Raw genomic sequence first — 13,138 nt, forward strand, 5'->3', positions numbered from 1 at the left:
CGGTCCCGGACTCCATCGACGCCAACCACTACCAGTACGGCGACGGCAACCCGCTCCAGACCACCGACTCCACCGGCCACTGGGGCTGGAACCCGATCAAGGCGGCGAAGAAGGCCGTTTCGAACGTCGTCCACGCGGTGACCAGCTACGCCTCGTCGGCCTTCAGCTACGCCTACTCCTACGCGTCGTCCTACGCCTCCTCGTACTGGCACGCGGCGACCAGCGTCGCCAAGAAGGTCGTCCACACCGTCAAGAAGGCGGCGCACACCGTCCGCAAGGCGGTCCACAAGGTGAAACGCGCGATCAAACACACGGTTCACCGCGCGGTCCACTACGCCAAGAAGACCTACAAGAAGGCCGTCAACCGGGTCAAGAAGACCTATCACCGGGTGAAGCACTCGGTGGCCAAGACGATCAACCACGTCAAACAGAAGGTGAAGAACACCTACCACCGGATCAAGCAGGCCGGTTCACGCGTCGTCCACAAGGTCACCAAGACCGTCAAAGCCACCGTCAACAAGGTCAAGGACGCCTATCACGCAACCGCGAAGTGGGTGAAGGAGCATAAGGACACCCTGATCCAGATCGGCGCGATCGTCGCCGGCGTGGCCGCCGGGCTGGCCTGCACGGCGGTGACCGCCGGAGTCGGAGCCGCCGCCTGTGCCATCGGGGCAGCCGCGTTGATCAACCTCGGCAAGGACGCCGCGCAAGGTAACGTCCACGGCTTCAAGGACGCCCTCGGCTCACTGGGACAAGGCGCCCTCCAAGGCGGCATCGGGGTCGTCACCGGCGGTGTCGGCGGGATCGTGGCGGGCAAGGCCGCGGCCGCGATGGGCGGCTTCGCGACCAAGGTCGGCGGCCGGATGGTCAGCGAGTTCGCTGTCGGGGCCGTCAGCGACACCGCCTCCCAGGTGGTCACGACGGGCCGGGTGAACTGGACCGGCGTCGCGATCTCCGGCGGCATCGGAGCGGTCACCGGCACGGTCGGCGGCCGGGGCGGCAAGAGCTGTCACAGCTTCCAGCCGAATACGCGGGTGCTCATGGCAGACGGGTCGACCCGGGCCATCAAGGACGTCAAGGTCGGCGACAAGGTGCTCGCCACCGATCCCGCCACCGGTCAGACCACGGCGAGGCCGGTCACGAAGCTGCACAAGAACGCCGACACAGATCTGGCCGACGTGACCGTACGCGACACGAAGACCGGCAAGACGTCGACGGTGCACACGACGCAGCACCACCCGTTCTGGAGCGTGACCGCCAACGACTGGGTCGACGCGTCGGCCCTGAAGCCGCAGGATCGCCTGCGGGACGTCGCCGGGCGTACCACTCAGATCGTCGTGGCGGTCAAGACCTGGACCGGCCTGGCGGACATGCGCGACCTCACGGTCAACGACATCCACACCTATTACGTCCTCGCCGGGGCCACGCCGGTCCTCGTCCACAACTGCGGCGGTGGCGAGCCGGACCTGAACACGCGTAACGATATGGCGAACAGCGGCATGCGGCCAGGCAGGAATGGTAAGGCGGAGACGACGCAAGCCGGCCTGGAATACGATAAGCATCAGCTGAACCCCGGTCAGGTGTCTCCGAAGCGATTCCTTCCACGAGTGGGCAGCAACAAGGATGACCTCGATCGGGCGGGCCAAATGCTTCTGGACGACATCAGCTTCCATCCCCGAGGTGTCCAGGAGGCGGTCACGGGAGGCGGCTTTGCCGGAGGTTCGCGAATAGTCAGGCCCGATGGGGTCGGCGCGGTCTTCGACCCCGACGGCGCTTTCCAATACTTTGGCAGCTTCGAATATCGGGGGTGATCATGCTGATCTTGAAGGAAGATGCGAGCAAGCATTCCGTCATGGCGGCGGGCATGATCGGTGCCATGGTTCAGGCCGTCAGATATCAACAGACGGAGTTCGGAGGCCTTGCTGCGGCACCCTCAGGTGCGGCTCACGAGGTGGACCTAGATGTCTTCATGGACCTCTCCACCGGCCTTGTTGAGTGGACGTGGGAGCGAGATGATCTAGTTGAGGGGCTGGCCGTTAATCCGGCGCAAGAGGGTCCACCTCAGGAGGGTGTAGTCACGATTCCGGCAGGTGACTCCGACCCATGGCGTGCAGTCGTCGGAGGTCAGATAACGAGTCTGCACGCGGGATGGCAGGTAAGCGAGAGCGGTTGCCCTGAGAGCTTATGGGCGATGCGGCTCACGATTGGCCATTCAGCGAATGTCGTGATCGCCTTGGGAGAACTCGACGCGCAGGGGCGGCCGACATATCATCCAGATTCTATCCTGGTGTTGTTTGACGAGCAGATGGCTCGCTCGTACAAGCCCTCCGGTGCCATTACTAGCGCATGGGGAGACATGGGAACATTTGGCAATCAATGATGGCGTTTGGCTACTGCGACAGGAGGTGACCGGTGTGGCCGACTGGAAGGCTGCCCTCAGAACTCACCTCGATCAGCTGGCGGTGGTGTTCGAACAGCGCTTCGGCTACCCGTTCGACGAGGAGTCCAACTTCGTCAGTGACGCCGATCAGGAGTTGCCGACCGGCGGGGACGTGACCGCGTTCCCGCCGGCTTCTACGCGGAAGTCGGCGAGGTGTCGCTGCCGGACATCAACAACGGCTACTTCATCCGTCCGGCGGACCGGCTTCCGGTCGCTGCCGACTGGGGCCTGCCCACTCGGGTCGATGTCGAGTCGATCGGCGAGGTCGCGACGTTCGGATCGGACGGCGGGGGCGGGTTCTTCTGTCTGGCCCGGCACCGTGGCGTGATCTACCACCTGCCGGCGGGCCGGGTGGATGTCGGTGTCTACACCGGCGGGCTGGGCGACCCACGGATGATCGCCGACGACTTCGAAGCCTTCCTTACGCGGATTCTGGTCGTCATCCGAGAGTTCGTCGTGTCTGGGGCCACGGTCGAGCTGTAGACCCCGCCGTGCGCGCTCGGTGAATCCCAGACCGCGGGCAGCTGCGTCGGTGTCGGCTGGCTGCTAGCCTGCCGCTCTGATGAGACGATTCGGCAACAGGACCACATTCGCTGTGGAGATTGGTGAGGCCACCGGCCCCGCCATGCGCGTCGTCGACCTGTGGGCGGCGGACACCTGGCTCACGACGGATGACAACGAAGCGTTCGTGCCGTCGTTTTGTCACTACATGCGCGGTGCCGCTATGCAGGTACGCCAGCGCCTGATCCGGCCCTGCCCCTTCCCGGAGCGCTCGCCGGAGGAGACTTTCCGGCTGCTGCAGGCGGACGAGACGGACTTCCGCGAACAGTATTGGTTCATGCAGTGGAGCGAGACGCTCGACAACGTGTCCAGCTACGCCTACCTCGACGACGACGAACTGGTGATCGTCTTCGCGTTCTGGCGAGCCGAGCATCCCAATCCCGAAGACCTGGGCAAAGTCTTCGTCGCAAGGATGCCGCCGGACGAGTTCGCGGCCACCCTGCTGGGGGCGGCTGACCAGTTGAGCGTCACGCCGATCAGCTAGATCTTTTCTAATTGCAGGTTCCGGTCGAATAGGAGAAGACCTTCGGCCCGGCCAACGGCGTCGCCCGATTGCCGGCGGCATCCGAGGCCTTGACCGTGAAGGTCACATACCCGTGGGGAATCACCGGCACACCCGGCACCGACGCCTCGAACAGGCCGGACGTCTTGCTGTAACTCATCGCCAGCACTCCGGTGCCGCCGTCCTCGCCGAGCCAGGTGAGGGTCACCTTCAGCTTCGACGGCGCATCGGTCGCATCGGTGACCTTCACCGAGAACGAGGACACGGCCCAGTCACCGCACTTCTGGTCCAAGAGATATTTCGGGTCCGCGGTGACCGGGCCGACGATCACCGGTCGCGTGGTGTCGGCGCGCTGGGTCGTCGACGACGCACGAGGACTCGTGGAAATCGCGGAAGGCTTCGTGCTCGACGTGGGGCGGGTCGTGGGCCGACCAGACGGCGTTGTTGACGGCGTCGGATCCGGAGCGACCGGAGACGGCGACGAATCCGGCGTGACCGTCGTCGACGGGCCTGGTTCCGATGCCGAGGCGGCCGGCTTGCACGCGGCCAGGCCCAGCGTCATCGCGGCGCCGACGAGCACCAGGCCGCAGCGGCGGGGAGCGGAAACCATGAAGACGAACCTCCACCAAGACGAGTAGCTGCCGGCCCCGAAAGCCACACGAAGGCTCCTGCCGCCACAGGTCGAAGCGGGGACCGCAAGATCCTATGCGAGTCCACAATGGCCAGTGCGACGGGGCCGTCGCCGCGAACGCAGAAGCCACCCGAGGGAGATCTCGAGGTGGCTGCTGCGATTTCGAGGGACGACGCCCCGGGCTGGACCAGCGTCGTTCAGTCGTCGAATGTCGTGGCTCGCGCAGTCTGCTCCCACGCCTTGACCTCGGATAGCACCGCCTCCGCGTGCTGGAGCACCGCATCGACCGCGTCGCTGCCCAGCGGCAGCCGCAGTGGTGTGTCCTCGGCAGCCAACGCCGCCAGCACCGCCGCGGCCGCCTTGGCCGGGTCGCCGGGCTGCCCGCCGTCACCGCCGGCGACCATGGACCTGGTTGCCTCGACGGTGGCGTCGTAGTCGGCGATCCGGCCGCTGGTCGAGGCGTTGCCGAACAGGCTGGTACGGAAGGCGCCGGGTTCCACGACGAGCACCTTGATCCCCAGTGACCTGACCTCGTCGGCCAGTGCCTCGGACAAGCCTTCCAAGGCGAACTTGGTCGCGCTGTAGGCGGAGAATCCGGCGAACGACATCTGCCCGCCCATGCTGCTGAGCTGGACGATCGCACCCGAGCGACGGGCGCGCATATGCGGCAGCACCGACCGGATCAGCTGGGCGGGACCGAAGAAGTGCACGTCGAAAAGGTCGCGCAGCTCCTTGTCGGTGGTCTCCTCGACCGCGCCCACATGGGTGCGGCCGGCGTTGTTGACCAGCACATCGATCCGACCGTGCTGCGCGATCACCTCGTCCACCACCGCGTGGGCCGCGGCGAGGTCGGTGACGTCGAGCCGGACCGCCTGCACCTGACCCGAATACGCGTCGACGAGGTCGGCCATCGTCTCCGGCCGCCGTGCCGCGGCCACCACCACGTCACCGGCGGCCACCGCCGCCTCGGTGAACGCTCGGCCGAACCCGCTGTTCGCGCCGGTGATCAACCAGACCTTGTTCACTTCTGCTCCTTGAATCGCGTGCTTGCTCCTCGGGATGGGTACAGCCTGCTGCCCTCGGTGCGGACGCGTCCAAGACCCGTTGTGATAACCATTGGTTATGAGGGTTACCGATGTTCATGGTCGCGACCTGCGGTACTTCGTGGCCGTGGCCGAGGAACTTCACTTCACCCGGGCGGCCGAGCGGCTGTTCGTCTCGCAGCCGGCGCTCAGCAAGCAGGTTCGGCTGCTGGAGAAGACATTGGGCGCTGCGCTGTTCGAGCGTGATCGGCGTGCGGTGCGGCTCACCGACGCGGGCGCGGCGCTGTTGCCGCACGCGCGCCGCGTACTGGACTCCTGGGCGGCGGGTCTGGCCGAGCTGGCGGAGATCACCGCTGCCGAGCAGAACCAGCTGACGGTCGGCATGAGCACCAGTCCCGGCCGCGACGGCATGCTGCCCGCCGTGCGGTCCCGGTTCACCGCCGAGTTCCCCGCAGCCAAGGTGGAGCTGCGCCAAGTCGGCTGGCACGATTCGACGGCGGGCTTGGCGGACGGCTCGACCGACGTGGCGTTCGTCTGGTTGCCACTACCCGACGACCGCCGCTTCCGTTGGATCGTCATGGCCTCCGAGCCACGCCGTGTCGCACTCCCGCAGCACCATCGACTGGCGTCCCAGGACACGGTCGCATTCGCGGATCTGATCGACGAACCGTTCCTGGCACTGCCGGAATCCGCCGGTCCGCTCCGGGAGTACTGGCTGGCCCAGGACGCCCGGGACGGCCGCCCGGCGAACATCGGCGCGGTGATCGGCAGCCCGGACGAGACCTATGAAGCGCTCGTCGACGGGCGCGGCGTGTGCCTGATCGCCGAAGGCAACGCTCCGCTGCTGACCCGTGGCGGCGTGGTCGTCCGCCCGGTCACGGGAATCTCCCCATGTAACCTCGCCCTCGCCTGGCGTGCTGACGACAGCCGTGCGCTGGTAGGCGGCTACGCCGAAGCCGCCGCCCTGGTCGCCACGGCACAACGACGCCCGTGACATATCCGCTCTCGAACTCGGCCGGGCGTCGCACCATCCCGTTGCCCGGCGGAGGGAGAAAGTCTGCCGGAGACTGAACCGGAGGACGCCGCCGGCGCAACAGAGAAAGTGATGGACGACGACGAGCTGATCACAGCGACGGCGCGCGGCGACGATGTGGCGCTGCGGCAGTTGTTCGCGCGGCACGCGCCATGGCTGGCCGCCCGGCTGCGTGCCGTGCTGCCGGCCGCCGACGTCGAGGACGTCCTCCAGGAGACGTTCCTGGCGGTGTGGCGTGGCGCCGGCGCCTATCGGGGCGACGGCGTCGGCGGCTGGATCTGGGGGATCGGCCGCCGCCAGGCCGCATTGTGGCTTCGGCGGCGCGGCCGGGCCGACACACTGCCGATCGATGCCCTGCCCGATGACGTCGCACCCGCCGACGATCCGGCGGAGTTGGCGGTGACCAACGCGCAGCTGATCGATGTCCTGGACGCCCTCGGCCCAGCCGGGAGCCCGCACCGTGAGACGTGGCGGCTGATGTATGTCGAGGACCGCAGCGTGGCCGAGGTCGCCGAACTCACCGGGGTGCCGGCCGGCACGGTGAAAAGCCGTGCGCATCAAGCCCGCCGGATGATCCGGGCCGCGGTGCGACGTGAAGGGCCGTTGCCCGAGGGAGGGCTGTGATGGACACACCGAACCCGCCTGGCGGGGTGGACGACGTCGATCTCGATCGGGTCTGGATCTCGGTCGCCGGGGAGGTCTGGCGTCGCCGCCGTGGACGTGCCGAACTCGGTCTGGCGAGACTGCTGCGCTCGCCGGGACTGGCCCGGGCGCTGCTGGCCACGCCGTCACTGCTGCCCGGATGGCTCATCGCCACGGCGATCGTGCTGGCCGTCGGGGCGTTCGCCGCCCGCGAGACCGGTACGCCGTATGCGGCGTTGTGCGCGCCCGCTGTCGCGGCTGCCGGGATCGCGTACACATATGGTCCGGGAGCCGATCCCGCGTGGGAGTTGATCCGGACCGTGGCCGTCAGCGACCGGATGATCCTGCTGGCGCGGGCGTCGGCGGTGTTCGGTGTCAACGCGGTCCTGGGACTGGTGGCATCCGCCGCCTCCGGCGCGGCCGCCGTGGTGACCTTCGGCTGGCTGTTGCCGATGACGGCGGTGTGCGCCGTGGCTCTGGCCACGGCGACGCTGGCCCGCTCGGCCGCCGCGGGGCTGGCGGCCGGGATGACCGGGTGGTTCGTCGCCATCGCGGCACAGCGGATGAGCAGCGGCCGGATCGCGGCGGCGGTCACCGAGTCCGCGCTGACTGTTCCGTATCTGATCGTGGTGGTCGGCTGCGTCGCGGCGATCGGCTACGCGACCCGGGCACAGGGGAGAGTGGGATGAACGTCGAAGCGACCGATCTGACGCGGCGGCTGGGCCGTACGCAAGCCGTCAGCGGTGTCACCCTGTCGGTCGGCCCAGGGGTGTACGGGCTGCTCGGCCCGAACGGTGCGGGCAAGACCTCGCTGCTGCGGATGCTGGCCACCGCATTGCCGCCGTCCTCTGGCGTATTGCGCCTGCTCGACAGCGATCCGGCCGACCACCGCCAACGCCGTCACATCCGCCAGCGGCTGGGTTATCTGCCGCAGCACCTCGGCTATTACCCACGGTTCACTGTCGTGGACTTCGTCGAGTACTTCGCGTTGCTCAAGGAGATACCTCCCGCGCGGGTGCCGCGTGCCGTGGCCGCCGCCGTCGAGCGCGTCGGCCTGGGGGACCGGGCAAAAGCGCGACTGCGAACGTTGTCCGGCGGGATGCTGCGCCGTGTCGGTGTCGCCCAAGCCATCGTCAACGATCCGCAGCTGCTTCTGCTCGACGAGCCCACCGCGGGTCTGGATCCCGAGCAGCGGGTGGCGTTCCGGGCGCTCCTGCGGGACCTGGGCCAGACCGCGACCGTCGTCGTCAGCACTCATCTGGTCGAAGACGTCGGCGCTGCGTGTTCGCAGGTCGGGCTCATGGATCAAGGGAAGATCGTCTTCTCGGGGACGCCGGAGGAGCTGATCCGCCGGGGTGATGGTGACGGCGCCGTCGGTGACGCCCCGCTGGAGCGTGGATACACCACCGTTCTGTCGCAGGCCCGGTCATGACCGCCGACGCCCGCACCCGATCCACGACGTTCAGCGGTGGCCGGCTGGTCCGACTGGAACTGCGCCGGAACGCGATGCTGTGGATGTCGCCCGCCGTGGCGGTGCTGTTCTGGCTCGTCGTCTATCGCCGGAGCCAGGCGCTGCCACCACTGTGGAGTCTGCGGGTCATGGACATGCAGACCGCCACCGTCTCGATCTTCGTGCCGGTCGTGGTCGGCGTGGCCGCGTGGGTCGGTGGCCGCGAGGCCCGGCACGGCTTGACCGATCTGCTGTCGACCACGGCCCGGTCCCGCTGGGCACGCCAATGCGTGGCGTGGGCGGCCACGACCGGCTGGGCCGTCGCGGCGTACGCCGTCTGCGTGGCGGTCTTGTATGTCGACATCGGACGCCATGCCGCCTGGGGCGGGCCGCTGTGGTGGCCCGCCGCCGTGGGAGCGGCGTCGCTGCCGGCGTTCACCGCGATCGGCTTCGCCGCCGGGGCACTGGTGCCCGGCCGGTTCACCGCGCCGCTCGCGGCCGTCACCGCCTTCCTGGCGCTGGAGATCAGCGCCAACTTCATCCACGGCGACCACTCTCCGTGGCAGATCTCGCCGCTGGTCCCGGGATTGTGGAACATGGGCCCGAACCCGGATCTGGCCACGTTCTATCCGTACCTGCCCGACCTGGCGCGGGTGCAGCTCGTGTTCCTCGTGGGCGTAGCCGTGATGCTGCTGGGCACGCTCGGGGTGGCCGCATCGGGCAGCCGCCGGCAACGCCGGGTCGCCGCCGCTCTCACCGCCGGCGGGCTGCTTGCCGGCACGGTCGCCGTCGCCCTGGCGGGCACGGCCCGGCTCGACGCCCACGGCATGCTCGCCATCGCCGCCGTGCACGACAGCGCCGACGACCGGCCCGTGGCGTACACGCCGGTGTGCAGCGCATCGGAGATCCCGGTCTGTCTTCACCCGGCGTACGCCGCCGCCCTGCCCGCTGTGACCGCCGCGCTGGGACCCGTGCTTCGGGACCTGGCCGGTGTGCCGGGCGCGCCGTCTCGCATCGGGCAGGCGACGGTGGTCTACCGCCAGGGCATCGGCAACGGGTTCACCGTGCGCGCGGCCGATCCGCAGATGAGCGGTGACCCGCCCGTGCTGTGGCTACTCCTGCCGAACCAGGTCCCCGGTCCGTCGATGACGAACGACGAACTGCTTGCGGCGTTGCGTACGCAGACCGTGCGCGCCATCGTGTCCCGGGTGGTCACCGACGGCGACGTGCCCACCCGCGCTCAGCAGGCTGTCATCGACGCGTACGCCGGGACGGCCGCTGCGGAGCCGGGCAACCCGGCGGCGCAGGCAGCCCAGCGGTTCGCCGCCCTGACCCCGGACGCCCGGCACGCCTGGCTGGTCGCGAACATCGCGGCGTTGCGAGCCGGATCGCTCGACCTGGAGCAGCTGCCATGACCGTCCACACTCGGACCGCACAGCCGGTGGCAGTGCGACCGGATGCGTGGGTGAGGCTGGCTCGGCTGCACGCCGCCAGCCGTCGCGTACCCGTGGCACTCGCGGCGGTGGCCGCCTGCGCGATCGGACTGCGGGTGGCCCTGTACGCGAGCTGGAACACCTACGGCGCGCTGCAGATGCCGCTCATCGTCGAAGCCGGCTGCGCCGCCGCGGTGGTGGTGACCCTGGCCGGCCCGTTCGGCGAGCCCGAACGAGTCACCGGCCGGGCGCTGGTGTGGCTGCGGCTGGGCACCGTCTGCCTGCTGACGGTGGCCGCGGTCGTCGCGTTGGCTGCCACCGCGGCCGGGATGGAGCTGGCCGGTGGGGTTCTGGCGATGGTGCGTAACGTCGTCGGGCTCATCGGCATCGGCTTGCTGTGCGGCGTCGTCCTCGGCGGAGCGCTCGCATGGACCGGGCCCGTCGTCTACCTGATCCTCGGCGTCTACGGGCTCTACACCCAGTGGCATGGCCCGGCGGTGACCACGCCGTGGCTGTGGCCCAGCCGGCCGAGCCATGATCTGGGTGGGGCCGTATGCGCCGGCCTGGTGTTCCTCGTCGGGCTGGTGCTGTTCGTCCGCCGCGGCGCACGCGACCCGATCAGCTGACCCGCTCCTGCGGACAACGTCGGGCCCTTATGATCTTGGGATGACGTCGCTCAGGATCACCGATGTCCGGCCGTGGGGCGGACCGGCCACCGACCTTCATGTCGTCGACGGCGTGTTCGTGGCGACCGCGCCGAGCCCGGACGCCGAGGTGGTGCCGGGCGGCGGCCGGATCGCGCTGCCGGGCCTGGTCGACGCGCACGCGCACCTGGACAAGACCTCGTGGGGTACGCCGTATCGCCCGCACTCGGCCGGACCCAGCCTCGCCTCCCTGATCGACAACGAGCGCGCCCACCGAGGCGACCTCGGCCCGGTCCGCGAACGGGTCGGCGCCTTGCTCGATCGGCACATCGACCGGGGCGTGCTGCACGTGCGCAGCCACGTCGACGTGGACCCGCAGATCGGCCTGGACTCGGTGACCGGCGTACTGGCGGCGGCGGCCGAGCGGGCCGGACGCGTCACGGTCGAGGTCGTCGCGTTCCCGCAGAGCGGATTGCTGACCCGCGCCGGGACCGCGGAACTCATGGCCGCCGCGATCGACGCGGGCGCGCAGCTGATCGGGGGCCTCGACCCGGCCGGGTTCGACGGCGACCCGATTCGGCACCTGGACACCATCTTCGGCATCGCGGCGGACAAGCACGTGGGACTCGACATCCATCTGCACGACCGGGGGACGCTCGGGGCCTGGCAGATCGAACGGATCGCCGAGCGTACCGAGGCGCTCGGTCTGCGGGGCAAGGTCACCATCGCCCACTGTTACGCGTTGAGCACCGTCGACGACGTACGCCAGAGCGCCCTGATCGAGCTGCTGGCGGCGGCCGACATCGCGCTCACCACAACGGTTCCGGGCACGACGCCGCAGCTGCCGTTGGCCCGGCTGGCCGCGGCGGGCGTACGCGTCGGGCTCGGTCATGACGGCGTACGCGATCTGTGGAGCCCCTACGGCACCGGCGATCTGCTCGACAAGGCGCTCGCGCTCGCCGTCGCCTCCGGCTACCGGCAGGACGACGACATCGAGCGTACGGCGCGCATCGCGACCGAAGGCGGAGCCCGCGTCCTCGGCCTGCCCGGCTATGGCCTGGAGCCGGGATGCCGGGCGAACCTGCTGCTCATCCCGGCCGAGAGCCTCGTCGAAGCGGTGACGCAGCGTCCCGTCGACCGGACCGTCATCGCCGGTGGAACGGTCGTGCGATGAGCACGCCGTCCGCCATCCTCGTCTCGCCGCATCTCGACGACGCGGCCTTCTCCGCGGCGTCGCGGGCGATGACATCGGGAACGCAGGTGGTCACCGTCTACGCCGGCGACCCGCCGCCGCACATCGGGCTCACCGACTACGACCGGTTCACTCGCGCGGAATCGTCCGCGGCGCGGCACGCCGAGCGGCTCGCGGAGGACGAGGCGGGCATGGCGCTGCTGGGCTGCGACGTGGTGCGCCTGGACGAACTGGACCAGCAGTACCGCGGCGGGCCACCCGACCACGATCGTCTGGTGGAGCGGCTGCGCGGATACTGCGACGGAGTGGGGGAGATCTGGGCGCCGGCCGCGCTGGGCTCGGCCGTCGACCACGCCTCGGTCCGGGACGCGGCGATCGCGGCGGCCACGCACGACGCCGACGTCTACTTGTACGCAGACATCCCGCGAGCGGTGACCTTCGGTTGGCCGACCTGGGTGACGGGGCGACCGGAGCCGCAGTACGTGGACGTCGAATGGTGGCTGGAACGCGAGCTGGAAGCCTGTGGCTTGGACCCGTCGCGACTGACGCGGCACGCCGTCGCGCTGACCGACGCCCAGCGCGACCGCAAGCAGCGCGCGGTGGCCTGCTATCGGACCCAGCTTCCGGCGCTATGCCTGAGCACCGACGGGCCGAACCGGTGGGACGCGTTCCTGGACTTCGAGGTCGCCTGGCGCTATCGGCGGTGAGCTAGGAGTTACTGGCCCATCACGTACTTGATGGTCGGCCCGGCTGTCCAGCCGCCGTCGACGGCCAGCTCGGCGCCGGTGATGTACGCGGCGTCGTCGGACAGCAGGAACACCACAGCGGCGGCGATCTCCGGCGGTTCGCCGACGCGGCCCATCGGCGTGTTCGGGTAATTGCCCTCGCCCTGCTTGATCCCCGTCTCGGAGGTCATCGGGGTGTAGGTCATGCCCGGGTGCACGGTGTTGCAGCGGATGTGGGCGGTGCCCAGTTCGACCGCGGCGACCTTCGTCATGCCGCGTACGGCCCACTTCGACGCGCCATAGCTGCCGGTGAACGCCAGGCCCATGAGCCCGGCGGCGGAGGAGATGTTGACGATCGACCCGCCACCGCCGGCTTTCAGCTCGGGGATGACCGCCTGCATGCCCAGCCAGGTGCCGACGAGGTTGATGTCGATGACCTTGCGGAAGTGGTCGGCGGGCTCGGTGTCGAACGGCATCCCGGTCGACACCCCGGCGTTGTTCACCAGGCCGTCCACGCCTCCGTACGCCTGCTTCGCGGCGGCGACGACCGTCGGCCAGGCAGCCTCGTCCGTGACGTCCAGCCGCAGGTAACGTGCCTGCGGTCCCAGCTGCTCGGCGGTCTTCTCGCCGTCGTCGTCGAGGACGTCGGTGATCACCACGTTCGCACCCGCCGCCACCGCCTGGCGGGCCGCCTCGGCGCCCAGCCCACGTGCCGCACCGGTGATGATCACGGTCTTGCCGCTGAGATCAGCCATGGTGAACCCTCCCGTCGATCCCCTCGTCTGGAGATTACGAGACATGGCCGCCCTGACCAGCGGAAACGGGGAAATGGACGGTGCGGC

General features: G+C 69.3%; 16 protein-coding genes. 13 read left to right on the forward strand and 3 right to left on the reverse strand.

What is annotated here, in order from left to right:
• The 4 genes from AB0M47_RS02180 to AB0M47_RS02195 all read left to right on the forward strand — a co-directional run.
• Positions 1–1,811 (forward strand): polymorphic toxin-type HINT domain-containing protein (locus AB0M47_RS02180; protein ID WP_363406936.1); only part of this gene is annotated, 1,811 nt, incomplete at its 5' end.
• Positions 1,808–2,380: a hypothetical protein gene (locus AB0M47_RS02185; RefSeq protein WP_363406939.1), complete on the forward strand. Its 573-nt coding sequence runs from the start codon at positions 1,808–1,810 to the stop codon at positions 2,378–2,380. The genes AB0M47_RS02180 and AB0M47_RS02185, both read left to right, overlap by 4 nt.
• 213 nt (positions 2,381–2,593) lie before the next feature.
• Positions 2,594–2,923: a hypothetical protein gene (locus AB0M47_RS02190; RefSeq protein WP_363406942.1), complete on the forward strand. Its 330-nt coding sequence runs from the start codon at positions 2,594–2,596 to the stop codon at positions 2,921–2,923.
• Positions 2,924–2,999: 76 nt separating this feature from the next.
• Complete coding sequence (locus tag AB0M47_RS02195) at positions 3,000–3,485, forward strand: hypothetical protein (protein WP_363407383.1); 486 nt, start codon at positions 3,000–3,002, stop codon at positions 3,483–3,485.
• 7 nt (positions 3,486–3,492) lie between these two features.
• On the opposite strand, the gene AB0M47_RS02200 is transcribed toward AB0M47_RS02195, so the two are convergent.
• Positions 3,493–3,753 (reverse strand): hypothetical protein, encoded by a 261-nt coding sequence (locus AB0M47_RS02200; RefSeq protein ID WP_363406945.1) that lies wholly within the window; start codon positions 3,751–3,753, stop codon positions 3,493–3,495.
• Between AB0M47_RS02200 and AB0M47_RS02205 the strand changes: the two genes are divergently transcribed.
• Positions 3,743–4,141, forward strand: a complete 399-nt coding sequence (locus AB0M47_RS02205) for a hypothetical protein (RefSeq protein ID WP_363406948.1) — start codon at positions 3,743–3,745, stop codon at positions 4,139–4,141. The genes AB0M47_RS02200 and AB0M47_RS02205 overlap by 11 nt on opposite strands.
• A 190-nt stretch (positions 4,142–4,331) precedes the next feature.
• Here the strand turns inward: AB0M47_RS02205 and AB0M47_RS02210 are convergent, their stop codons facing one another.
• On the reverse strand, positions 4,332–5,159 hold the full coding sequence (locus AB0M47_RS02210) for an oxidoreductase (RefSeq protein WP_363406951.1): 828 nt from the start codon (positions 5,157–5,159) through the stop codon (positions 4,332–4,334).
• Between the two features lie 97 nt (positions 5,160–5,256).
• Between AB0M47_RS02210 and AB0M47_RS02215 the strand changes: the two genes are divergently transcribed.
• The 8 genes from AB0M47_RS02215 to AB0M47_RS02250 all read left to right on the forward strand — a co-directional run bounded on the left by AB0M47_RS02215 (position 5,257) and on the right by AB0M47_RS02250 (position 12,278).
• Positions 5,257–6,171: a LysR substrate-binding domain-containing protein gene (locus tag AB0M47_RS02215; RefSeq protein WP_363406954.1), complete on the forward strand. Its 915-nt coding sequence runs from the start codon at positions 5,257–5,259 to the stop codon at positions 6,169–6,171.
• A 111-nt stretch (positions 6,172–6,282) separates the two neighbouring features.
• A complete protein-coding gene (locus AB0M47_RS02220; RefSeq protein WP_363406957.1) occupies positions 6,283–6,834 on the forward strand; it encodes an RNA polymerase sigma factor in 552 nt (183 codons plus the stop codon).
• Positions 6,834–7,541 (forward strand): hypothetical protein, encoded by a 708-nt coding sequence (locus AB0M47_RS02225; protein ID WP_363406959.1) that lies wholly within the window; start codon positions 6,834–6,836, stop codon positions 7,539–7,541. The genes AB0M47_RS02220 and AB0M47_RS02225 overlap by 1 nt, the downstream gene beginning before the upstream one ends.
• A complete protein-coding gene (locus AB0M47_RS02230) occupies positions 7,538–8,284 on the forward strand; it encodes an ATP-binding cassette domain-containing protein (RefSeq protein WP_363406962.1) in 747 nt (248 codons plus the stop codon). Before AB0M47_RS02225 ends, AB0M47_RS02230 begins: the two co-directional genes overlap by 4 nt.
• Positions 8,281–9,717 carry a hypothetical protein gene (locus AB0M47_RS02235; protein WP_363406965.1) on the forward strand — a complete coding sequence of 479 codons (1,437 nt, stop codon included), beginning with the start codon at positions 8,281–8,283 and terminating at the stop codon, positions 9,715–9,717. Before AB0M47_RS02230 ends, AB0M47_RS02235 begins: the two co-directional genes overlap by 4 nt.
• Complete coding sequence (locus AB0M47_RS02240) at positions 9,714–10,361, forward strand: hypothetical protein (protein ID WP_363406968.1); 648 nt, start codon at positions 9,714–9,716, stop codon at positions 10,359–10,361. Before AB0M47_RS02235 ends, AB0M47_RS02240 begins: the two co-directional genes overlap by 4 nt.
• Positions 10,362–10,401: 40 nt before the next feature.
• Entirely contained in the window at positions 10,402–11,553 is a 1,152-nt protein-coding gene (locus AB0M47_RS02245; RefSeq protein WP_363406971.1) for an amidohydrolase, read from the forward strand.
• The gene (locus AB0M47_RS02250) at positions 11,550–12,278 is read left to right on the forward strand and encodes a PIG-L family deacetylase (RefSeq protein WP_363406974.1); all 729 of its coding nucleotides are present in this window, start codon (positions 11,550–11,552) and stop codon (positions 12,276–12,278) included. Before AB0M47_RS02245 ends, AB0M47_RS02250 begins: the two co-directional genes overlap by 4 nt.
• An 8-nt stretch (positions 12,279–12,286) precedes the next feature.
• Here the strand turns inward: AB0M47_RS02250 and AB0M47_RS02255 are convergent, their stop codons facing one another.
• Positions 12,287–13,051 (reverse strand): glucose 1-dehydrogenase, encoded by a 765-nt coding sequence (locus AB0M47_RS02255; RefSeq protein WP_363406977.1) that lies wholly within the window; start codon positions 13,049–13,051, stop codon positions 12,287–12,289.
• Positions 13,052–13,138 lie beyond the last annotated feature (87 nt).

Source organism: Hamadaea sp. NPDC051192 (assembly GCF_040682475.1).
GTDB classification, from domain to species: Bacteria; Actinomycetota; Actinomycetes; order Mycobacteriales; family Micromonosporaceae; genus Hamadaea; species Hamadaea flava.